The organism is Streptomyces sp. RPT161, assembly GCF_027533845.1.
Classification (GTDB): domain Bacteria; phylum Actinomycetota; class Actinomycetes; order Streptomycetales; family Streptomycetaceae; genus Streptantibioticus_A; species Streptantibioticus_A silvisoli_A.
Genome location: NZ_JAPZVN010000015.1, coordinates 1 through 22104 on the forward strand (window position 1 = coordinate 1; position 22104 = coordinate 22104).

At 72.1% G+C, this 22104-nt stretch carries 22 protein-coding genes; 12 read left to right on the forward strand and 10 right to left on the reverse strand.

From position 1 onward, the window contains the following. The first annotated feature begins 422 nt into the window (after nt 1-422). Nucleotides 423-1421 (forward strand): tryptophan--tRNA ligase, encoded by a 999-nt coding sequence (gene trpS / locus O5O46_RS24925; protein WP_269857798.1) that lies wholly within the window; start codon nt 423-425, stop codon nt 1419-1421. Between the two features lie 9 nt (nt 1422-1430). Here trpS and proC read toward each other — a convergent pair whose 3' ends face one another. From proC to O5O46_RS24940, 3 genes are all read right to left on the reverse strand, one after another. Beyond that, entirely contained in the window at nt 1431-2240 is an 810-nt protein-coding gene (gene proC, locus O5O46_RS24930; RefSeq protein WP_269857799.1) for a pyrroline-5-carboxylate reductase, read from the reverse strand. A gap of 122 nt (nt 2241-2362) precedes the next feature. Then, nucleotides 2363-3100, reverse strand: a complete 738-nt coding sequence (locus tag O5O46_RS24935) for an ABC transporter permease (RefSeq protein WP_269857800.1) — start codon at nt 3098-3100, stop codon at nt 2363-2365. Next, nucleotides 3097-3858, reverse strand: a complete 762-nt coding sequence (locus O5O46_RS24940; RefSeq protein ID WP_269857801.1) for an ABC transporter ATP-binding protein — start codon at nt 3856-3858, stop codon at nt 3097-3099. The genes O5O46_RS24935 and O5O46_RS24940 overlap by 4 nt, the downstream gene beginning before the upstream one ends. 122 nt (nt 3859-3980) lie before the next feature. On the opposite strand from O5O46_RS24940, the gene O5O46_RS24945 reads away from it, so the two are divergent. Together O5O46_RS24945 and O5O46_RS24950 are read left to right on the forward strand one after the other, a co-directional pair. Further along, nucleotides 3981-5375 carry a sensor histidine kinase gene (locus tag O5O46_RS24945; protein WP_269857802.1) on the forward strand — a complete coding sequence of 465 codons (1395 nt, stop codon included), beginning with the start codon at nt 3981-3983 and terminating at the stop codon, nt 5373-5375. Next, nucleotides 5327-5974, forward strand: a complete 648-nt coding sequence (locus O5O46_RS24950; RefSeq protein ID WP_269857803.1) for a LuxR C-terminal-related transcriptional regulator — start codon at nt 5327-5329, stop codon at nt 5972-5974. The genes O5O46_RS24945 and O5O46_RS24950 overlap by 49 nt, the downstream gene beginning before the upstream one ends. A gap of 6 nt (nt 5975-5980) precedes the next feature. Here O5O46_RS24950 and O5O46_RS24955 read toward each other — a convergent pair whose 3' ends face one another. From O5O46_RS24955 to O5O46_RS24975, 5 genes are all read right to left on the reverse strand, one after another. After that, entirely contained in the window at nt 5981-6490 is a 510-nt protein-coding gene (locus tag O5O46_RS24955) for a hypothetical protein (protein WP_269857804.1), read from the reverse strand. Nucleotides 6491-6501: 11 nt separating this feature from the next. Further along, entirely contained in the window at nt 6502-8343 is a 1842-nt protein-coding gene (gene ilvD, locus O5O46_RS24960) for a dihydroxy-acid dehydratase (protein WP_269857805.1), read from the reverse strand. Between the two features lie 89 nt (nt 8344-8432). Continuing rightward, entirely contained in the window at nt 8433-9056 is a 624-nt protein-coding gene (locus O5O46_RS24965) for a TetR/AcrR family transcriptional regulator (protein ID WP_269857806.1), read from the reverse strand. Beyond that, complete coding sequence (locus O5O46_RS24970; RefSeq protein WP_269857923.1) at nt 9053-9883, reverse strand: sugar phosphate isomerase/epimerase family protein; 831 nt, start codon at nt 9881-9883, stop codon at nt 9053-9055. Before O5O46_RS24970 ends, O5O46_RS24965 begins: the two co-directional genes overlap by 4 nt. Nucleotides 9884-10040: 157 nt before the next feature. Next, entirely contained in the window at nt 10041-10964 is a 924-nt protein-coding gene (locus O5O46_RS24975; RefSeq protein ID WP_269857807.1) for a Ppx/GppA phosphatase family protein, read from the reverse strand. 62 nt (nt 10965-11026) lie between these two features. Here O5O46_RS24975 and O5O46_RS24980 point away from each other — a divergent pair, with 62 nt between their 5' ends. Continuing rightward, on the forward strand, nt 11027-11830 hold the full coding sequence (locus O5O46_RS24980; protein ID WP_443072618.1) for a hypothetical protein: 804 nt from the start codon (nt 11027-11029) through the stop codon (nt 11828-11830). A gap of 83 nt (nt 11831-11913) precedes the next feature. Here O5O46_RS24980 and O5O46_RS24985 read toward each other — a convergent pair whose 3' ends face one another. Next, nucleotides 11914-13461, reverse strand: a complete 1548-nt coding sequence (locus O5O46_RS24985; protein ID WP_269857808.1) for a BACON domain-containing protein — start codon at nt 13459-13461, stop codon at nt 11914-11916. 346 nt (nt 13462-13807) lie between these two features. Here O5O46_RS24985 and radA point away from each other — a divergent pair, with 346 nt between their 5' ends. Both radA and disA read left to right on the forward strand, forming a co-directional pair. Beyond that, on the forward strand, nt 13808-15196 hold the full coding sequence (radA, locus tag O5O46_RS24990) for a DNA repair protein RadA (RefSeq protein ID WP_269857809.1): 1389 nt from the start codon (nt 13808-13810) through the stop codon (nt 15194-15196). 92 nt (nt 15197-15288) lie between these two features. Beyond that, nucleotides 15289-16413 (forward strand): DNA integrity scanning diadenylate cyclase DisA, encoded by a 1125-nt coding sequence (gene disA, locus O5O46_RS24995; RefSeq protein ID WP_269857810.1) that lies wholly within the window; start codon nt 15289-15291, stop codon nt 16411-16413. A 9-nt stretch (nt 16414-16422) separates the two neighbouring features. On the opposite strand, the gene O5O46_RS25000 is transcribed toward disA, so the two are convergent. After that, nucleotides 16423-17226: a hypothetical protein gene (locus O5O46_RS25000; protein WP_269857811.1), complete on the reverse strand. Its 804-nt coding sequence runs from the start codon at nt 17224-17226 to the stop codon at nt 16423-16425. Nucleotides 17227-17349: 123 nt separating this feature from the next. On the opposite strand from O5O46_RS25000, the gene O5O46_RS25005 reads away from it, so the two are divergent. The 6 genes from O5O46_RS25005 (at nt 17350) to O5O46_RS25030 (ending at nt 22041) form a co-directional block, all read left to right on the forward strand. Then, nucleotides 17350-18258, forward strand: a complete 909-nt coding sequence (locus O5O46_RS25005) for an A/G-specific adenine glycosylase (protein WP_269857812.1) — start codon at nt 17350-17352, stop codon at nt 18256-18258. 220 nt (nt 18259-18478) lie between these two features. Beyond that, entirely contained in the window at nt 18479-19036 is a 558-nt protein-coding gene (locus O5O46_RS25010; protein WP_269857813.1) for a SigE family RNA polymerase sigma factor, read from the forward strand. Further along, nucleotides 19024-19614, forward strand: a complete 591-nt coding sequence (locus tag O5O46_RS25015; RefSeq protein ID WP_269857814.1) for a hypothetical protein — start codon at nt 19024-19026, stop codon at nt 19612-19614. The genes O5O46_RS25010 and O5O46_RS25015 overlap by 13 nt, the downstream gene beginning before the upstream one ends. After that, nucleotides 19607-20302 (forward strand): two-component system response regulator CseB, encoded by a 696-nt coding sequence (gene cseB, locus O5O46_RS25020; RefSeq protein WP_269857815.1) that lies wholly within the window; start codon nt 19607-19609, stop codon nt 20300-20302. Before O5O46_RS25015 ends, cseB begins: the two co-directional genes overlap by 8 nt. 15 nt (nt 20303-20317) lie before the next feature. Beyond that, nucleotides 20318-21592, forward strand: a complete 1275-nt coding sequence (locus O5O46_RS25025; protein WP_269857816.1) for a sensor histidine kinase — start codon at nt 20318-20320, stop codon at nt 21590-21592. Between the two features lie 197 nt (nt 21593-21789). Then, nucleotides 21790-22041 (forward strand): hypothetical protein, encoded by a 252-nt coding sequence (locus O5O46_RS25030; protein ID WP_269857817.1) that lies wholly within the window; start codon nt 21790-21792, stop codon nt 22039-22041. Nucleotides 22042-22104 lie beyond the last annotated feature (63 nt).

Consider the following 22104-nt stretch of genomic DNA (forward strand, 5'->3'; position numbering starts at 1 on the left):
CTGCCTTTCCGGCCTCTCGGCCCGTCCGGCGTGTTCACTACTTTAGCGGATTTCCCCGCCGGCTCATAATCGAGCCGATCGAATCGAATTTCGGCATGCCGAAATTGACCCTGAAGGGAGGCCGTGCAGTAGTGGTTTGCCGCGGAGCGGCGGAAGTGGCTGCCGTTGGACCTTGTTCGGCCCGCGGCAACTGTTCGACTCTACACCAGGCCCGTATGGCGTACAAGCCGCGCCAGTTGGCTCGCCGCGCGCTACGCTGCCTGCCATGACTTCGCATGCGCTCACCCAGCAGTGGTGGCCCGCCTGACGGCGGCCGCCCCTCAGTGCATGCATCCAACGGCCGCCGCCTCGGCGGCCGTTGGCGTATCTGCTCCCGCATCCGGCCGCCGCGGTAGGCGGCCCGTATCCAGGGAGACAGCGAGATGACGCGAATCTTCAGCGGTATCAAGCCGACCGGCCACCTCACCTTGGGCAACTACCTCGGCGCCGTACGCCGGTGGGTGGAGGTGGACCAGCACCGGGCGGACGCCCTTTTCTGCGTCGTCGACCTGCACGCGCTGACCGTCGACCACGATCCCGGCCGGGTGCGGCGGCTGAGCCGCCAGGCGGCCACCCTGCTGCTGGCGGCCGGGCTGGACCCCGCCCGGTGCACCGTGTTCGTCCAGAGTCACGTCGACGAGCACGCCCGGCTGTCGTACCTGATGGAGTGCACCGCCACCGACGGCGAGATGCGGCGCATGATCCAGTACAAGGAGAAGGCGGCCCGCGAGCAGCAGCGCGGCGGGAGCGTACGGCTGTCGCTGCTGACCTATCCGGCGTTGATGGCGGCGGACATCCTGGCGTACCAGGCGGACGAGGTGCCGGTCGGGGACGACCAGACGCAGCACGTGGAACTGGCCCGGGATCTGGCGGTCCGGTTCAACCAGCGGTACGGGCACGCCTTCACCGTGCCGAGGGCGGTCCGTCCGCAGGTGGCCGCGCGGGTGATGGATCTCCAGGATCCGACTTCGAAGATGGGCAAGTCCCATGCCGCGACGGCCGGGATCGTCTATCTGCTGGACGAGCCGGACGTGATCCGCAGGAAGGTGATGCGCGCGGTCACGGACAGCGGCAGTGGGGTCGCGTACGAGCCCGACACGCGGCCGGGGGTGGCTAACCTGCTGGACATCCTGGCGGCGTGCACGGGGAGTTCACCGGAGGAACTGGCCGAGAGCTATGACTCGTACGGCGCGTTGAAGAAGGACACCGCGGAGGCGGTGGTCGAGGTGCTGCGGCCGTTGCGGGAGCGGCATGGCGAACTGTGCGCCGATCCGGGCCAGGTGGACCGGGTGTTGCGGGAGGGCGCCGAGCGGGCGCGGGCGCTGGCCCGCCCGACCGTTGACGCGGCGTACTCGGCGATCGGGCTGCTGCCAGCGCTGTAGGCCGGTGAATCAGCCGTTCCCGGAGGCCAGTTCGCGACTGCGGTCGCGGGCGGCCTCCAGGGCGGCGAGCAGCGCGGCCCGTACGCCGTGGTTCTCCAGTTCGCGGATGGCGCTGATGGTGGTCCCCGCGGGGGAGGTGACGGCCTCGCGGAGCTTGACCGGGTGCTCGCCGCTGTCCCGGAGCATGACGGCGGCGCCGATGGCGGCCTGGACGATCAGGTCGTGGGCCTGGGCGCGGGGCAGGCCGAGCAGGATGCCCGCGTCGGTCATCGCCTCGACCAGGTAGTAGAAGTAGGCGGGGCCGGAGCCGGACAGCGCGGTGGCCGCGTCCTGTTGGGACTCGGGGACCCGCAGCGTCTTGCCGACCGGCTTGAAGATCTCCTCGGTGCGGATCAGGTGCGCTTCGGTGGCGTGGCTTCCGGCGGAGATGACGGACATGCCCTCGTCCACCAGGACCGGGGTGTTGGGCATGACCCGTACCACCGGGGTGCCGTCGGCGAGCCGCTCCTGGAGGAACGCGGTGGTGATGCCCGCGGCGGCGGAGACCACCAGGCGGTCGGCGGGGACGTGCGCGGCGAGTTCGTCCAGCAGGGCTGCCATGTCCTGCGGCTTGACGGTGAGGATGAGGGTGTCAGCGGCCTTGGCGGCTTCGACGTTGCTGACCGCGTCGACGCCGTACCGGGTGCGCAGTTCCGCGGCGCGGTCCGCGCGGCGGGTGGTGACCAGCAGGTCCCCCGGGGCCCAACCGGCTCGGATCATTCCGGAGAGCAGCGCTTCGCCGATCTTTCCGGTGCCTAGTACGGCGACTTTCTGGGGCATCGTGCTTCACCTTTCCGCTGCCGTTCTGGCTGGTTGCCGGGCCATCGTCGCATCTCGGGGTGCGCGTGTGCGGGCCGGTGGCGGGTACGCGTGGGTTTTCCCCACCCGCCCGCTTCGCTGTCCTACGGTGTGCGGCGCCGTAGTGTGGCCGAGCCGAGGGCCAGTACGAGCAGGGCGCTGCCCGCGATGACGGCGAGGTCGCGCAGCAGGTCCGCGTTGGCGGAGGCGTCGAGCGAGACGTGGGTCATGGCGTCGACGACGTATGACATGGGCAGGGCGTCGGAGACGTAGGACAGCGCGGTCGGCATGGCGCCGCGCGGTACGAACAGGCCGCACAGCAGCAGTTGCGGGAAGATCACCGCGGGCATGAACTGGACGGCCTGGAACTCGCTGGCCGCGAAGGCGCTGACGAACAGCCCGAGCGCGGTGCCGAGCAGTGCGTCGAGCACGGCGACGAGCAGCAGTAGCCAGGTGGGTCCGGCGAGGCTGAGGTGGAGCAGTCCGACGGCGAGGCCGGTGGCGAGGGCGGCCTGGACGATGGCGAGCAGGCCGAAGGCGAGCGCGTAGCCGAGGATCAGCTCGGCCTTCCGCAGCGGCATCGACAGCAGCCGCTCCAGGGTGCCCGAGGTGCGTTCGCGCAGCGTCGCGATCGAGGTGACCAGGAACATCACGATCAGTGGGAAGACGCCGAGCAGTGCTGGCCCGATGTGGTCGAAGGTCTGCGGGGTGGCGTGGAAGGCCCAGTAGAGCAGGGTGAGCAGAACGAGCGGGACGCCCAGCATGAGGGCGATGGTGCGCGGGTCGTGGCCGAGTTGGCGCAGTACCCGGCGGGCGGTGGCGAGGGTGCGCTGGGCGGTCATCGGGTCGCCTCCTGGTGGTCTGCGGCCTGGTCCACGAGGTGCAGGAAGGCGTCCTCGACGGTGGCGGTGCGGGTGCTGGCGCGTAGTGCGTCGGGGGTGTCGTCGGCGAGCAGTCGTCCGTCGCGCATGAGCAGCAGCCGTTCGCAGCGTTCGGCCTCGTCCATGACGTGGCTGGAGACCAGCAGGGTGGTGCCGTGGTCGGCGGCCAGGCGGTGGAAGAGGTGCCACAGCTCGCGGCGGAGCACCGGGTCGAGTCCGACGGTGGGCTCGTCCAGGACGAGCAGTTCGGGGGTGCCGAGCAGGGCGACGGCGAGCGAGGCCCGGGAGCGCTGGCCGCCGGAGAGGCGGCTGACGAGGTGGTCGGCGTGGGCGGTGAGGTCGACCTCGGCGAGTACCCGGCGAACGGTCGACCGGCGGTCGGCGCGGGCCGCGCCCGGGGCGAGCACGGTGGCGAAGTAGTCCAGGTTCTGACTTACCGTCAGGTCTGTGTACACCGAGGGCGCCTGGGTCACATAGCCGACGCGGGAGCGCAGTACGGGATGGCCCGCGGGGTGGCCCAGGACGTCGAGCCGCCCGGCGACCTTGGCCTGGGCGCCGACCAGGGCGCGCAGCAGCGTGGACTTGCCGCAGCCGCTGGGGCCGAGCAGGCCGGTGACCTGGCCGCGGGGAACGGTGAAGTCGAGGCCCTGGAGGACGGTACGGGCACCGCGGGTCACGGTGAGGCCGGCGGCGCGTACGGCCGGTGGAGCCGAATTCATCACGCGATGAATAATGCGCGCCGGTGCCGCCGCCGTCAAGGGGCGCGGGGTGGGTCTGGCCCCACCCCGGATCGGGCCCTGGAGGCAGTGCCAGCGGCCCGGCGCTCGCCGAGACTGGTGCCATGAGGGGACAAGGGCGAGTACGACGGAGGACCCACGACCGCGAGCGGCTGGCCCGCCGGGTCCGGCGGGCCGAGCAGTGGCGGGCGCTGGGGCTCGGGCTGCGGATGTTCCGCAGGTCGCTGGGGACCGTGATGCCGCTGGCGGTGGCGCTGGCCGCCACCGCGCTGACGTTCTGCGTGGGACTGGTCTTCCTGGCACCGCCCGCGCTGCGGCTGACCCAGTGCATGGCCAGGCGCGAACGCCGGGTGCTGGCCGAGGAGTTCGGCATCGAGGTCCCGGAGGCGTACAAGCCGCAGGTCACCGTGGAGACGCTGCCCGACGGGCGGTACCGCTTCGGCAGGCGCGTCAAGCGCACGGTGCCGGGCCAGTGGGAGCTCGACTTCCAGCAGTTCACCACCGATCCGGCGATCTGGCGTGATCTGCGCTGGCTGTCCAGTGCCCTGGTGCTCGGGGTGCTGGCCGCGGTACCGGCGGCGCTGATCGGCTATGGACTGATCGGCCAGCTCATACCGGTGATCGCCTGGGGGGCGCACCATCTGGGACAGGGCGACAGCACCGTCTACACCTGGTTCCTGGCCGCGCCCGACGGGGAGCTGTCCTGGCCCGCGCACGTCCTGCTGGGCGCGACGTTCTTCGGCGGGTTCGGGCTGGCCCCGGCCCTGGTCCAACGCTACGGCGCCTGGTCGGCGAAGCTGCTCTCGCCGCCGCGGAACGCCCAGTTGCGGCAGCGGGTGCGGCGGCTCACCGAGACCCGGGCCGACGCCCTCGACGCACAGGCCGCCGAACTGCGGCGGATCGAAAGGGACTTGCACGACGGCGTCCAGGCCCGGCTGGTCGCGATGGGCCTGAACCTGGGCGCGGTCGAGCAGTTGCTGGAGCGCGACCCGGCCGCCGCCAAGGCGCTGCTGGCGCAGTCCCGGGAGGCGTCGGCGACGGCGCTGGGCGAACTGCGCGGCCTGGTGCGCGGGATCCATCCGCCGGTGCTCGCCGAGCGCGGCCTGGCGGACGCGATCAGGGCGCTCGCGCTGGACAGCCCGCTGGCCGTCGAGGTGACCGAGGACCTGCCGGGGCGGGCCGAACCACCGGTGGAGTCCGCGGTGTACTTCGCGGTGAGCGAGCTGCTGACCAACGCGGCCCGGCACGCGGCGGCCGACCGGGTGTGGATCGACGTGCACCACACCGGCGACGCGCTGCGGGTCCAGGTCACCGACGACGGCCGCGGCGGTGCCGACGCCTCCAACGGCAGTGGGCTGCGCGGTGTCGAGCGCAGGCTCGCTACGTTTGACGGCGTGCTGGCCCTGAGCAGTCCCAAGGGCGGACCGACCATCGTGACCCTGGAGCTACCGTGCGCATTGTCCTCGCCGAGGACCTCTACCTCCTACGGGACGGCCTGATCCGGCTGCTTGAGGCCCATGGCTTCGAGATCGCGGCGGCCGTGGAGAGCGGCCCCGAGTTGCAGCGGGCGCTGGTCGAACTGCGGCCGGACGTCGCGGTGGTGGACGTACGGCTGCCGCCGACGTTCACCGACGAGGGGCTGCAGGCCGCGCTGGCCGCCCGGCGCGAGGTGCCGGGCCTGCCGGTGCTCGTACTGTCCCAGCACGTGGAGCAGTTGTACGCGCGCGAGCTGCTGGCGGACGGCTCCGGCGGGGTGGGCTATCTGCTCAAGGACCGGGTGTTCAACGCCGAGCAGTTCACCGACGCGGTACGCCGGGTGGCCGCGGGCGGCACCGCGATGGACCCGGATGTCATCGCCAAGCTGCTGCGCAGCAACGCACGGGACGAGCCGCTGGCCGCGCTGACCCCACGGGAGCGCGAGGTGCTGGAGCTGATGGCGGAGGGCCGCTCCAACACAGCTGTGGCGGGGCGGCTGTTCATCAGCGAGGGGGCGGTCAGCAAGCACACCACCAGCATCTTCGCCAAGCTGGGCCTGGCCGCCTCGGACGACGACAACCGCCGGGTGCTGGCCGTGCTGGCCTACCTCAACGGGGCGTGACGCGGGTCAACGGCGCTTGCGCCTGCCGGAGTTGGCGGAGCGTGCCGCCGGGTTGCCGGTGCGTGTGGAGCGCCGCCGCTCGTACGCCTCACGGGCCCGCTCGTACTCGGTGCGGCGCAGCCGCTCCCCCGGCGCCTCGCGCAGGCAGCGCACGAAGTAGGCGAACAGCGAGCCGATGAAGCCGATCAGCAGCAGTCCGCGGTTGTCGCCCCTGGACTCGGGGCGGCGGTTGAAGCCGTCCCAGGTCTGCCGGAAGGCCAGCGCGGTGCAGATGGCGAGGGCCGCGACGAACAGGATCTTGACGAAGGCGCCCACATCGGCGGTGTCGAAGCCCTGGTAGGCGAAGCGCACCACGAACGCCCCGGCCGCCGCGGCGAGCAGCGAGCCGATCGCAAGACCGGCCCGCCGCCAGCCGTAGCCGCCGTCGTGGTGCACCCAGGTGGTACCGAAGAACCGGATGGGCTCGGGCTCCGGGCCACCCTCGTCGCTGCTGCGCTGCTGCTCTGCCTCGCTCACACCGGCAATTGTCACCCGAGCTTGCTGACGTCCCGCACCGCACCCTTGTCGGCACTGGTCGCCATGGCCGCGTACGCCTTGAGCGCGGTGGAGACATGGCGGTCGCGGTCGGCCGGGCGGTACACCCCGCCGAGCGCCGCGCGCCGCTCGGCCAGCTCCGACTCGTCCACCTTCAGCTCGACGGACCGGGCCGGAATGTCGATGCGGATCAGGTCACCGTCCCTGACCAGCGCGATCGTGCCGCCGGCCGCCGCCTCCGGGGAGACATGGCCGATCGACAGGCCGGAGGTGCCACCGGAGAACCGGCCGTCGGTGATCAGCGCACACGCCTTGCCCAGGCCGCGGCCCTTGAGGAACGCGGTCGGGTAGAGCATCTCCTGCATGCCCGGCCCGCCCTTGGGCCCCTCGTAGCGGACGACCACCACGTCGCCCTCCTTGACCCGCTTGTTCAAGATCGCGTCGACCGCCTGCTCCTGGGACTCCACGACCACCGCGGGACCCTCGAAGACCAGGATCGACTCGTCCACCCCGGCGGTCTTGACCACACAGCCGTCCACGGCGAGGTTGCCGCGCAGCACCGCGAGGCCGCCGTCGGCGGAGTAGGCGTGCGCCACGTCACGGACGCAGCCGGACTCGGCGTCGGTGTCCAGCGAGTCCCACCGCTCGGACTGGGAGAACGCGGTGGCCGAGCGAACGCAGCCGGGCGCCGCGTGGAACAGCTCCACGGCCTCGGGGGACGGGGAGCCGCCGCGGACGTCCCACTTCTTCAGCCAGTCGGCGAGGGACGCCGAGTGCACCGCGTGCACGCTCTCGTCCAGCAGCCCGGCCCGGTGCAGTTCGCCGAGGATCGCCGGGATGCCGCCCGCCCGGTGCACGTCCTCCATGTGGTACGTGCCGTTGGGCGCCACCTTGCACAGGCACGGCACACCGCGGGAGAGCTGGTCGATGTCGGCCATCGTGAAGTCCAGCTCGGCCTCCTGGGCGGCGGCGAGCAGGTGCAGGATCGTGTTGGTCGAGCCGCCCATGGCGATGTCCATGGCCATGGCGTTCTCGAACGCGGCGCGGTTGGCGACGGCGCGCGGCAGGATGGTCGCGTCGTCCTGGTCGTAGTACCGCTTCGTGAGCTCGACGACGGTGCGGCCCGCGTCCTCGTACAGCCTCCTGCGGGCGGTGTGGGTGGCGAGCACCGAGCCGTTGCCGGGCAGCGCCAGGCCCAGCGCCTCGACCAGGCAGTTCATCGAGTTGGCGGTGAACATGCCGGAACACGAGCCGCAGGTCGGACAGGCGGCCTCCTCGATCCGGGCCAGGTCCTCGTCGGAGACCGAGTCCGATACGGCGTCGGACATCGCGGAGATCAGGTCGAGACCGGTGCGCACCGTGCCGTCCACCAGAACGGCCTTGCCGGCCTCCATGGGGCCGCCGGAGACGAAGACCGTCGGGATGTTCAGGCGCAGCGCGGCCATCAACATGCCCGGAGTGATCTTGTCGCAGTTGGAGATGCAGACCAGGGCGTCCGCGCGGTGCGCCTCGACCATGTACTCCACGGAGTCGGCGATCAGGTCCCGGGACGGCAGGGAGTAGAGCATTCCGCCGTGTCCCATGGCGATGCCGTCGTCCACCGCGATCGAGTTGAACTCGCGCGGGATGCCGCCCGCCTGCTTGATGGCGTCGGAGACGATACGGCCCACGGGGGCGAGGTGGGTGTGGCCGGGCACGAACTCGGTGAAGCTGTTGGCCACCGCGATGATCGGCTTGCCGAAGTCCTCACCGGCTACGCCTGCCGCGCGCAGCAGCGCGCGGGCTCCCGCCATGTTGCGGCCGTGGGTGACCGTACGTGACCTCAGCTCGGGCACGGGACCTCACTCCTCGAATTCGTGGGCGCCTTCCGAGGGTACGCCTACCGTGTCGGGATGCGGACGTGCCGTCCGCGATCCGGACAGCCTCACTCGGCGGCGGTCAGGTAGCGCTGGATGGTGGGCGCCACGTACGCGACGATCTCCTCCTCCGTCGCCGAGGCCAGCGGCTCCACCTTGAGCACGTAGCGCACCAGCACCACGCCGATCAACTGCGCGGCGGCCAGTTCCGCGCGCAGCCGGGCGTCCGGCAGGTCCAGCTCGCCCGCCACCTTCAGCAGCACCCGGCGCAGTACGAAGCCGCGCAGTACGCCCGCCGCCGTCTCGTTGGTGACCGCCGAGCGCACAACGGCGAGCAGCGGGGCACGGGTCGCCGGGTTGTGCCACACCGACAGGAAGTAGCGGGCCAGCCGCTCCCCCACCTGGTCGGGACCCGCGGCCAGCACGTCGGGCACGCCCAGCGCGGGCGCGAAGCTGACCTCGATCGCCGCCTCGAAGATCTGCTCCTTGGCGCCGAAGTAGTGGTGGACCAGCGCCGGGTCGACCTCGGCGGCCTTGGCGATCGCCCGGATCGAGGTCTTGTCGTAGCCGCGCTCGGCGAACACGCCACGGGCGGCGCCCAGGATCCGCTCCCGGGTGCCGGAGTCACCGGCGCGGGCACCGGCGGGACGGCCACGGCGGCGTCGGGTGGGCGGCTGCTCGTGTTCGGTCATCGGGTGCGGCCGACCCCCGCCTCGGAGGCCAGGTGCAGCCGGGTGAAGGCCAGTGCCTCGGCCAGGTCGGCCTCACGTTCGGCGGCGGACATCGCCCGCCGGGTGTTGACCTCGACCACCACATGGCCGCTGAAGCCGCTCGCGGCCAGCCCCTCCAGCAGTTCGGCGCACGGCTGGCTGCCCCGGCCGGGGACCAGGTGCTCGTCCTTGGCAGAACCGTTTCCGTCGGCAAGGTGCACATGCGCCAGCCGGTCGCCCATCCGGTCGACCATCTCCAGCGCGTCGTTGCGGGCCGTCGCGGTGTGCGAGAGGTCGACCGTGAAGTGCCGGAAGTCCTCCTTGGTGGGGTCCCAGTCGGGGGCGTACGCCAGCATCTCGCGGTCGCGGTAGCGCCACGGGTACATGTTCTCCACCGCGAACCGGACATCGGTCTCGTCGGCCATCCGCCAGACGCCCCGCACGAAGTCCCGGGCGTAGTTGCGCTGCCACCGGAAGGGCGGATGCACCACGACCGTGGACGCGCCCAGCCGCTCGGCGGCGCTGCGGGCGCGTTGCAGCTTGATCCACGGGTCGGTGGACCAGACCCGCTGGGTGATCAGCAGACACGGCGCGTGGACGGCCAGGATCGGCACGCCGTGGTAGTCCGACAGGCGGCGCAGCGCCTCGATGTCCTGGCTGACCGGGTCCGTCCAGACCATCACCTCGACGCCGTCGTAGCCCAGCCGGGCGGCGATCTCGAAGGCGGTCGCGGTGGACTCCGGGTATACGGACGCGGTCGACAGGGCGACCTTGGCGTCCGGCACCGTCACGGCACGGCGCTTCGCCATGCCTCCTGCGCGCGGGGTGCGCTGCGGGTGCGGGTGCGTTGGGTCGGCCACGGGCAACAGCGTACGGGGGCACCGGCGCACGGCGAGCGTGATCCCGGTTACCCCCGGGTGGGGGTGGTCCCGGGTAGGTGCGTCGACCCCGGGTGGAAGTGCCGGACTAGATCCGGTCGAGCCGCCGCAGGATGACTCCCTCCCGCAGCGCCCAGGGGCAGATCTCCAGCTCGTCCAGCTCGAACAGGTCCATCGCGCCCTCCGCCACCAGCGCGCCCGCCAGCAGCTGGCGGGCACGCCCCGCGGACACCCCGGGCAGCATCGCCCGCTCGGCCGCGGTCATGTTCGCCAGCCGCGGCACCCACTCCTCCAGCGCCCGCCGCCCCAGCGTGCGCTGCACGTACAGCCCCTCCGCGGAGCGGGCCGCGCCCGCGATCCGGGCGAGTTGCTTGAACGTCTTGGACGTACCGACCACATGGTCCGGCGTGCCGAGCCGGGCGAACTCGGAGACCGTCCGGGCGATCTCCGCCCGGACGTGCTTGCGCAGCGCCCGTACGTCCTCCGCCGAAGGCGGATCACCGGGCAGGCCGGCGGCCGTGAGCCGCCCCGCGCCCAGCGGCAGCGAGACCGCCGCGTCCGGCTGCTCGTCGATCCCGTAGGCGACCTCCAGCGAGCCGCCGCCGATGTCCAGCACCAGCAGCCGTCCGGCCGACCAGCCGAACCAGCGGCGGGCGGCGAGGAAGGTCAGCCGGGCCTCGTCCTCGCCGGAGAGCACGGCCAGCTCGGTGCCGGTCTCCTGGGCGACCCGGGCCAGCACCTGCTCACCGTTGGCCGCCTCCCGTACCGCCGAGGTGGCGAACGGAAGGACCTCCTCCACGCCCTTGTCCTCGGCGACCTGCCGGGCCTCCAGGATCTGCGCGATCAACTGCTCGACGCCCGCGTCGTCGATGGCCCCCTTCTCGTCGAGCAGTTCGGCCAGCTTCAGCTCCGCCTTGTGGGAGTACGCGGGCTGTGGCCGCGCGCCCGGATGCGCGTCCACCACCAGCAGGTGGACGGTGTTGGACCCCACGTCGAGTACTCCGAGTCGCATAGCCAAGACGCTAGCGCGTCCGTACGCCGCGGTGAGCGGGGGCAGCACCTACCCTGGACCGCGTGGCAAAGGCGGCAAAGGTGAAGAAGTCGAAGAAGAAGCAGCAGCGGGACGCGGCCGACGAGGTCGGTCTGGACTTCCCGCGGGCCTGGGTCGAGTTTCCCGACCCGGCCGATGACGAGCAGGTCTTCCGATGTGATCTGACCTGGCTCACCTCCCGCTGGACGTGTGTGTTCGGCCGCGGTTGCCAGGGCATCGAGGCGGGCCGGGCCAGCGACGGCTGCTGCACGCTGGGCGCGCACTTCTCCGACGAGGACGACGAGGCGCGGGTCGCCAAGCACGCGGCCCGGCTGACCCCGCAGACCTGGCAGCTGTACGAGATCGGTACCGGCCCGGAGGGCTGGGCCGAGGTCAACGAGGACGGCGACCGGCAGACCCGCCGGGTGGACGGCGCGTGCGTCTTCCTGAACCGGCCGGGGTTCCCGGGCGGCGAGGGCTGCGCACTGCACACGCTGGCGCTGCGCGAAGGCCGCGAGCCGCTGGAGACCAAGCCGGACGTGTGCTGGCAGCTGCCGATCCGCAGGACGTACGAGTGGGTGGACCGGCCCGATGACAGCCGGGTGCTGGTGGTGTCGATCGGCGAGTACGACCGGCGCGGCTGGGGCCCGGGCGGGCACGACCTGCACTGGTGGTGCACCAGCGCCACCTCCGCGCACGGAGGCGGCGAACCGGTCTACGTGTCGTACCGGCCGGAGCTCACCGAGCTGATGGGTTCGGCCGGATACGGCAAGCTGGCGGAGCTGTGCGAGGCGCGGCTGGCCGCGCAGCTGCCCCTGGTGGCCCCCCACCCGGCGGATCCGGCGTAGCCCCTGCCGGGGCGGGGGTACGGGTCGGTGTCTTTCGGTGCCGCCGAACCCCGGCTTATTCGGGGCAAGCCCCCGGGCCCCGGTTATGACGCCGACGCCCGAGGTGTCGGCGTCGTGGTGGCGGAGGGGGTCGGGGAGGGCTGGCCCTGGCCCTCGATGGTGACCATGGCGCCGGAGGGCGTGAAGACGATGCGGCCCCGCCAGGGGCCGGCCGGTTCCGCTTGGCGGTTCACGGTGACCGTCACCGTGACGCTCTCGCCGGGGCTCAACTGGCCTGCCGCGAGACTGAGTTGGAGCCAGGACGCGCCCGTCGAGGCGGCCCAGTGGATCGGCGAGCCGCCCTCGTTGGTCAGTGTGATCAGTGTGTCGGTGCCGGCCGGCTGGGCACTGACGGTGAGTCGGCCCGGGGACGGCGCGCCGCTGCCGCCGGAGCCGGACGGGGACGGTGAACCGGGCGCGCCGGGTGCGGACGACACGCTGCCCGTACCGCTCGGCGAGGCGCCCGGACTGCCGGGCAGCGCGCTGGGGCCGCCGCTGCCGTCCTTGCGTCCGCGCTCCTCCGCGAGCCGCCCGCTGCTGCCCGCCTTCTGGTACGAGTAGCCGTCACCGCCGTCCGCCTCGGTGGCGGAGACGGTGGTGGCGTCCTGGCTCTCCCCGGTGTGCGGGGCGCTGCGGTACGCGGCCCACAGCGCCAGGGCCGGGGCGGCCACCACGGCCGCGACCACCGTGGTGGTCACCGCGCGGTGCCGGATCAGCGCACGGCGGGCGGCCCGGTCCTTGCTGTCCACCGGGAAGCCCCGCCGGTCGAAGTGCGGTACCGGACGGTGCCCACCGGCGCGCATGGCGCGCAGCGAGTGCTGCATGGCGCTGTGCGCGGCCTGCCGCGGCGCCTCCAGTACGGAGAGCACGGACGGGGTGGCGGTGCCCGGCCACGGTCCGGCGGCCACCGCCTGTTCCGCGGTGAGGCGGCACGCCGGACACTCGTCGACGTGCCGTACGAGTTCCCGGCGCAGCGCCGTACCGAGCAGCACCTGGGTGTCCCCGGCGAGCCGGGCGACGGCCGGGCAGCTGCCGAGTTCGACCACCGCCAGCGCGGTGCGGGTGCGTTCGATCTCGCAGGCGGCTCGGGAAAGCAGGGCGCGGGCGATCTCCCGGTCCATTCCGGTGACCATCGCGATCTCGCGTTCGGACAGCTGGTGGCGTACGGCGAGTTCGATGGCCTCGCGCTGCTCCGGGCTGGTTCCGGCGGCCTCCGGCCAGGCGAGGGCGGCGAGTTCGCGGCGGCGCTCCTGGGCGGCCTGCTGCGAGGTCTCCGGTGAGCCGACGGCGGGGCGCCCCTCGGCGAGGCGGCGCAGGCAGGCCCAGCGGGCGATGGCGTACAGCCAGGGGCGGCGCAACTCGGGGTCGCGCAGCCGTCCCCGGTAGCGCTCGGCGACGGCGAGGGTGTCGCCGAGCGCGGCGACGGCGGTGTCGCGTTCGCACAGCACCGACAGGCAGTAGGTGAACAGCCCGTCCAGATACGGCTCGTACGGCGAGGGAGCGGGGCTGGGCACGCGGCGGCCGACTCGCGGCACGGCCCGGTGCGCACCGGTGATGGTGGGGGGCGACTGGGGGTGTTCGGGCCTGCTCATCACTGGGCGACGGTAGGGCGGTGATTAGCGCCATCCCACCCCCGATCGCAAGGTTTAACCCTTTCGGGTGCACTTCACCCGCAAAGGCGGACACCAGGTTCGGCCATATGGGTGACGCCGTGCCGGGTCAACGGCGCACCACCCGGGTGCCGGCGGTGCCAGGCCGTCCTGCGGCATGCCGCCGCGAGTGAGCCGAAGAGCGCGCCGGTCCCGACAGCGACGAGGACGGCGGACGGAGCGACAGGGGACCGACTGCTCGACGTGGAGTGCCGAGACCGGGGCAAAGCGCCCGGAGGCGAGTGAGCCCGGACCAGGGTTGTCGGACCCCACCGCTACGGTGGCGGCCATGGCTGCCCGTACGCGTACGACCGCAAAGGACCGACCGTCCTATCGCTGCACCGAGTGCGGCTGGACCACCGTCAAGTGGGTCGGCCGGTGCGGGGAGTGCCAGACGTGGGGCACCGTCGAGGAGTACGGCGCCGCCCCCGCCGTGCGCACCACCGCGCCGGGCCGGGTCACCGCACCGGCGCGGCCCATCGGGCAGGTCGACGGGCGGCAGGCGACCGCACGCGGCACGGGCGTGCCGGAGCTGGACCGGGTGCTGGGCGGCGGTCTGGTGCCGGGCGCCGTGGTGCTGCTGGCGGGCGAGCCGGGGGTCGGCAAGTCGACGCTGCTGCTGGACGTGGCGGCGAAGGCGGCCAGCGGCCAGGCCAGGACGCTGTATGTGACGGGAGAGGAGTCCGCCGGGCAGGTGCGGCTGCGGGCGGACCGGATCGGGGCGATCAGCGACCATCTGTACCTGGCCGCGGAGACCGATCTGAGCGCGGTCCTCGGCCATCTGGACGACGTCAAGCCCGCGTTGCTGGTGCTGGACTCGGTGCAGACCGTGGCCTCGCCGGAGATCGACGGCGCGCCGGGCGGGATGGCGCAGGTCCGCGAGGTGGCCGGGGCGCTGATCCGGGCGTCCAAGGAGCGCGGGATGTCCACGATCCTGGTCGGCCACGTCACCAAGGACGGTGCGATCGCGGGTCCCCGGCTGCTGGAGCACCTGGTCGACGTGGTGCTGCACTTCGAGGGCGACCGGCATGCCCGGCTGCGGCTGATCCGCGGAGTGAAGAACCGGTACGGCGCGACCGACGAGGTGGGCTGCTTCGAACTGCACGACGAGGGCATCACGGGCCTGGCCGACCCGTCGGGCCTGTTCCTGACCCGGCGGGACGAGGCGGTGCCGGGCACCTGTCTGACCGTCACGCTGGAGGGCCGCCGCCCGCTGGTCGCCGAGGTGCAGGCGCTCACCGTCGCCTCGCAGATCCCCTCGCCGCGGCGGACCACCTCGGGGCTGGAGACCTCGCGGGTGTCGATGATGCTGGCGGTGCTGGAGCAGCGCGGCCGGATCCACCAGATCGGCAAGTGCGACATCTACAGCGCCACGGTGGGCGGGGTGCGGCTGTCCGAGCCGTCCGCCGACCTGGCCGTGGTGCTCGCGCTGGCCAGCGCGGCCAGCGACACACCACTGCCCAAGAACCTGGTGGCGATCGGCGAGGTGGGCCTGGCGGGCGAGGTCCGGCGGGTCACCGGGGTGCAGCGGCGGCTCGCGGAGGCGGCCCGGTTGGGCTTCACCCATGCCCTGGTGCCGCAGGATCCGGGCAAGGTCCCGGCGGGCATGCGGGTGACCGAGGTGGCCGACGTCAGCGAGGCCCTGCGGGTCCTTCCGGCCCGGGGCCGCACGCGCTAGCGGGCACCGGCAGCCCTCGGCGGCGGTGGCGTGGCCGGTAGACTTTGCCCTGGTCTCGCCCGTCCGGGCATCCGTACGACCGGAGGAGAGCAGTGGCAGCCAACGACCGGGCAGCGGCTTCCGGCAGGTCTGGCGGAGGTTCCGGCACCGACGGGCTCATGCGCGCCTCGCTCAGCGCGGTAGCGCCCGGTACGGAGCTGCGGGACGGTCTGGAGCGGGTGGTCCGCGGCAACACCGGCGGGCTGATCGTGCTGGGCATGGACAAGACCGTGGAGTCGCTGTGTACCGGGGGCTTCGTACTGGACGTGGAGTTCACCGCGACCCGGCTGCGCGAGCTGTGCAAGCTGGACGGCGCGGTGATCATGGACCGGGACATCACCAAGATCCTGCGCGCGGGCGTCCAGCTCGTCCCGGACCCGACCATCCCCACCGAGGAGACCGGCACCCGGCACCGCACCGCGGACCGGGTCAGTCGGCAGGTGGGCTTCCCGGTGGTCTCGGTCAGCCAGTCGATGCGGCTGATCGCGCTGTACGTCGGCGGGCAGCGCCGGGTGCTGGAGGACTCGGCGGCGATCCTGTCCCGCGCCAACCAGGCGCTGGCCACGCTGGAACGTTACAAGCTGCGGCTGGACGAGGTGGCGGGCACGCTGTCCGCGCTGGAGATCGAGGACCTGGTCACCGTGCGGGACGTGACGGCGGTGGCGCAGCGGCTTGAGATGGTGCGCCGGATCGCCACCGAAATCGACGAGTACGTGACCGAGTTGGGCACCGACGGACGCCTGCTGTCGCTCCAGCTGGACGAGTTGATCGCGGGCGTGGAGCCGGAGCGCGAGCTGGTGGTGCGTGACTACGTGCCGGAGCCCACCGCGAAGCGCACCCGTACCGTCGGCGACGCGCTGGCCGAGCTGGACTCGCTGCCGCAGAGCGAACTGATCGAACTGACCACCGTGGCCCGGGCGTTGGGCTACACCGGCTCGCCGGAGTCCCTGGACACCGCGGTCAGCCCGCGCGGCTACCGGCTGCTGGCCAAGGTGCCCCGGCTGCCGAACACCGTCATAGAGCGGCTGGTCGAGCACTTCGGCGGTCTGCAGAAGCTGCTGGCGGCCAGCGTGGACGACCTGCAGATGGTGGAGGGCGTCGGCGAGGCCCGGGCCCGTTCGGTCCGCGAGGGCCTCTCCCGTCTGGCGGAGTCCTCCATCCTGGAGCGGTACGTCTAGTTCCGGCCCTCAGGAACCCCCGTTGAGGGTGAACGTGGTCTGCGCGGAACCGATTCCGCCCGTGGTGACCTTGACCTGGTAGTTGCCGGAGGGCGCGGTCTGCGCGCCGGACGGCGAGGCGCACTGCGGGACGCTCAGGGTGCGGTCCCACTGGACGTAGAAGCTGGTCGAACCACCGGCCGGGACCTGGAGCGGATAGGCCTCACGGGTGGGCGGGCAGTCGTCCGAGGCCCACACGTGGTGGCCGGAGCCGTCCACGATGGTGACCACCGCGGCGGTGCTGCCGAAGTCCACCTTGCAGGCGCTGCCACCGGAGTTGACCGCCGTCAGCTCGAACTTGGGCTTGTCGGTGAGGTCGTAGGTGCTCTTCACGCTGCGCAGCTTCAACTGCACCTGTGCGGAAGCGCAGTCGGGCAGCGCGGAGTCCGCCGGAAGCGGCGGCGGGTTGCCACCGGAACCGGGACCACCGCCCGACGAGCCGCCGGAGGAACCGGAGTTGGCGCCCCCGGCGCCCGCGGTACCCGCGTTGCCGCCGGAGCCTCCGGACGAGCTGGTGCCGCCGGTGTCGCGACCGCCCGGCCGTGCGGTGATGCCGCTCTGGCTGCTCGTCGGACCTGGGGTGATGGAAGGAACCGGAGTACGGCCGCCGGGCCCCTGCGCCTCGCCCTTGTGCCCGGCGTTGCTGTCACCGCCGGGCAGCAGCATCCAGACTATGAGCCCGACGAGGAGCACGAACAGGCCCAGCACAACTGCCCGCCGCCGCCAGTAGATGGAGGAGGGCAGGGGGCCCACCGGGTTGCGCAGATTGCCCACGCACCAAACTCTATGGGAGATCCGACGCCGCTCTGTGCACCACCCGCCGCACGGACCTCAACTCTTTGCAGCTCTTCATATGTTTCGACGCCGCCGGAACGGTGTGGAAGGATCGAACACGCCATGACCACCGATACCGCCCGTACCGCCGAGAACGCCGCCGCCACGCTGCACCTGCCGGTGAACGCCTGGTACGAGGCCAACGCCCGCGATCTGCCCTGGCGCCGCCCGGAGGCCGGTGCGTGGGGGGTCATGGTCAGCGAGTTCATGCTCCAGCAGACTCCGGTCTCGCGGGTGCTGCCCATGTACGAGCAGTGGCTGGCCCGGTGGCCTCGCCCGGCCGACCTGGCCGCCCAGCCGCCCGGCGAGGCGGTGCGAGCCTGGGGGCGGCTCGGCTACCCGCGCCGTGCGCTGCGGCTGCACGCCGCCGCGAACGCCATCACCGAGCGGCACGGCGGTGAAGTCCCCAGTGACCACGCCGAGTTGCTGGCGCTGCCCGGGGTCGGCGAGTACACGGCGGCCGCGGTCGCCTCGTTCGCCTACGGCCAGCGGCATCCGGTGCTGGACACCAACGTGCGCCGGGTGTTCGCCCGTGCGGTCAGCGGCCTGCAGTACCCGCCGAACGCCACCACGGCGGCGGAGCGGCGCCTGGCGCGGCAGTTGCTGCCGGACGAAGAGGCCACGGCGGCGCGTTGGGCGGCGGCCACGATGGAACTGGGTGCGCTGGTCTGCGTGGCACGCGGTCCGCAGTGCGGGCGGTGCCCGATCGCGCCGCGGTGTGCATGGCGGCTGGCCGGGTTCCCGGAGCACGACGGTCCGCCGCGGCGCGGCCAGTCGTACGCGGGGACCGATCGGCAGGTGCGCGGCAAGCTTCTTGCCGTACTACGCGAATCTCATGAACCCGTGACACAAGCCACACTTGATGCGGTTTGGGACGAACCGGTACAACGAGCCCGGGCGTTGGACGGTCTGGTGGCCGACGGTCTGGTGGAGCCCGTCGAACCGGGCGTGTACCGCCTGCCCGTTGAGTGAGCGGCTGTCAGCGCGCTGTGACCGCGCAGTGATCGTCAGGGCCGTTGGTTCCGGTTGTTACACAACCGATGGGTTCCTGTGAAACCGCTGTGCGCCCAAGGTCGGGGAATCCGCAACAGCCGGTCCCTAGCGTCCTTCCCTGCGTCCTTCCTTTCTTGGGTTGACCAACCGATCGGACGCGAACGGTGACACCACGGCAACGGGACGTTTGGAGGCGGCCATGGCGGCGGACTCGGCGATCGACGGCAAGACGCTGGACTTCGAGGAGTACGTGCGAGCCCGGCAGGACTCGCTGCTCCGCAGCGCGCGCCGGCTGGTCCCCGACCCCGTGGACGCCCAGGACCTGGTGCAGACCGCGCTGTGCCGTACGTTCCCGCGCTGGGAGCGGATAGCGGACAAGGGCTTGGCCGACGCCTACATGCGCCGGGTGATGATCAACACCCGGACCGAGTGGTGGCGCGCCCGCAAACTGGACGAGGTGCCCACCGAGAACCTCCCGGACGCCAGCATCGACGACGGAACCGAGCAGCACGCGGACCGCGCCATGCTGCTGGGCGCGCTCGCGGTGCTCGCCCCCAAGCAGCGGCAGGTCGTCGTACTGCGACACTGGGAGCAGATGAGCACCGAGGAGACCGCCAAGGCGCTGGGGATGTCCATCGGGACGGTCAAGAGCACCCTGCACCGCGCCCTGGCCCGGCTGCGCGAGGAGCTTGAGCGCACCGCGTACGGCCAGGAGCACGTCGAAGGGGAGCCAGGGGAGGGCGCGTGCGCCGCATAGCCCCGTCCCCTTGGCGATGCGCACTGCTGACCGCCGCGCTCGCGCCGCTGGTGCTGATCACCGGCTGCGCCGAGGGCGGCGGTGTGCGTGTCGAGGGGACCGCCGGCACCGCCGCGGTGAGTTCCTCGCCCTCGCTACGGCCGACGCCGGCCACCAAGGTCGATCCGGTCGCACTGCTGAGCAACGACCCCAAGGTCGGCACCGACATAAAGCGGAACCTCAAGCCGTGCGCGGGCCACGAATACCCCATCGACACCAGCTACGGGAACCTGACCGGGAACTCTGTGCCCGATGTGGTGATAAACGTCCAGACTTGCGCGGATGGCGTGGGACTGGGTAGTTACGTCTACCGTATGGAGAACGGCGAATACACCGATGTCTTCGGGGACGAGCAGCCGCCTGTCTACATTGACATCGACAAGGGCGACCTGGTGCTGACGCGGCAGGTCTACGGGCCCGAGGACAAGGTGTGCTGTCCGTCCGGTGAGGACGTGATCACGTACCACTGGACGGGCGACCGGTTCGCCGAGACCACCCGCACCCACAGCGACTACGGAAAAAAGGCCGCCGATGGCTGACACTCATGTCCTGTTCGTGGAGGACGACGACGTGATCCGCGAAGCGACGCAGCTCGCCCTGGAGCGCGACGGCTTCAAGGTGACCGCCGTCCCGGACGGGATCGTCGGCCTGGAGGCGTTCCGCGCCCGGCAGCCGGACATCGCGCTGCTCGACGTGATGGTGCCCGGCCTCGACGGCGTCAGCCTGTGCCGCCGGATCCGGGACGAGTCCACGGTTCCGGTGATCATGCTGTCGGCACGCGCCGACTCCATCGACGTGGTGCTGGGCCTGGAGGCCGGGGCCGACGACTACGTCACCAAGCCGTTCGACGCCGCGGTCCTGGTGGCCCGGATCCGTGCCGTGCTGCGCCGCTTCGGGCACGCCACCGCGCACGGCGGAAGGGAATCCTCCGCCGAGGACGACGGATCGCTGCGGTTCGGCGACCTGGAGATCGACACCGACGGCATGGAGGTACGGCGCGGTGGTGAGCCGGTATCGCTCACCCCGACCGAGATGCGGCTGCTGCTGGAGTTCTCCGCCGCGCCCGGCTCGGTGCTCTCCCGTGACCGGCTGCTGACCAGCGTCTGGGACTACGACTGGGGCGGCGACACCCGGGTCGTGGACGTCCATGTGCAGCGGCTTCGCACCAAGATCGGCCAGGACCGGATAGAGACGGTGCGTGGCTTCGGATACAAGCTCAGGGCCTGAGCGACCGTGGCCCCCTTGAACCGTGCCGCGCTCCGCCGCGCTGGGCTGCGCTGGCCCGGGCTGCGCTGGAAGCTGACGGTGGCGATAGCGGCGGTCTCCGCGCTGGTCGCGCTGGCCATGGCCGTGGTGGTGCATAACGCGGCGCACCTCAGCATGCTCAACAGCGCCCGGGAACTACAGGACCAGCGGGTGCAGGTCGCGGCGCGGATCTACGAGTCCAACCACCGGCTGGTGATCTCGGCCAAGATCAACGACCCCAATCTGCCCGCGCCGCTCAAGGCCGCTGCGGCGAAGGGACTTCGCGCCACCTACATCAAGAAGGTCAGCGGGGAGCCCATCGTCTGGGCCGAGATGCCGCTGCCCAACAACAAGGTCATCTCGCTCTACGACCGCTCCCCCGACCTCGCCCAGGTGCTCTCCGACCTGGACGGGGTGCTGATCGCGGGCTCGGTCGCGGTGGTGCTGGCCGGGGCGGCGCTGAGCGTGATCGTCGGCGGACAGCTCTCCCGGCGGCTGCGCAAGGCGGCGGTCGCGGCGCGCGCGGTGGCCAACGGCGAGCCCGACGTACGGGTACGGGACGCGGTGGGGCGCCGGGTACGGGACGAGACCGACGAGTTGGCGCGGGCGGTGGACGAGATGGCCGACGCGCTGCAGAAGCGGCTGGAGGCGGAGCGACGGGTCACCGCGGACATCGCGCACGAGCTGCGTACTCCGGTCACCGGCCTGGTCACCGCCGCCGAACTGCTGCCGCCGGGCCGCCCCTCGGAGCTGGTACGGGACCGGGCGCAGGCGCTGCGCACGCTGGTCGAGGACGTGCTGGAGGTCGCCCGGCTGGACGGCGCGGAGGAGCGCGCCGACCTCCAGGAGGTGGCGCTGCCGGAGTTCGTCCGCCGCCGGGTGCGCGGGCTCGCGCCGGAGGCGACCGTCGAGGTGGTACGGGACGCGTGGGTGCAGACGGATCCGCGGCGCCTGGAGCGCATCCTGGGCAATCTGCTGGCCAACGCGGTCCGGCACGGCAAGGGGCCGGTCGAGGTGATGGTGGACGGCACGGTCGTGCGGGTCCGCGACCACGGGCCGGGGTTCCCTGACGTGCTGCTCCAGGACGGGCCGAGCCGGTTCCGCACCGGCAGCAGCGACCGGGCGGGCCAGGGCCACGGCTTGGGCCTGACCATCGCCACCGGCCAGGCCCGGGTCCTGGGCGCCACCCTCTCCTTCCACAACGCCGCCGACGACGATGGCGGCGGCGCCATAGCCGAACTCCACCTTCCACCCGCCCAGCCGGACGCCTAGCGGCCCCTAGGGCCGGTTTACGGGCGGGGGTGCGGTCGGCTTGCACAGGCGGCGTCCGCGCCGAGGGGGTTACGGGGATATACCGCCCCTTTTGGGAAATTTTTCCTAATCAGGCCACAACTTCCGGGTGCCGCGGATCGGTAGGCAGGACGCATGTCCATCGGGCACCGTTGTGCCCCAGTTCGGCGAGGAGTTTCATGTCGTCCCTCAAGCGTCGGATCGCCCAGGTCACCCTGCTGGCCACCGCAAGCACCCTGCCCGTCATCGCCTCGGCGGGCTCCGCCAGTGCTGTGGGGGCCGACCTCGGCCCGCTGGTGGAGCGGGTGGCCAAGACGGCCGTACCGCTCGTCGCCAACACGCTGAACGGCTTGCAGGGCCGCCATGGCGCGGCACCGCTGAGCAACGCCATCGGCCAGAGCGGCGGCATGGCCTCCCCGGGCGGCCTGTGACCGACGCGCGAAGAAGGGGTCGGCCCCGGAACCACATGGGTTCCGGGGCCGACCCCTTCTGTG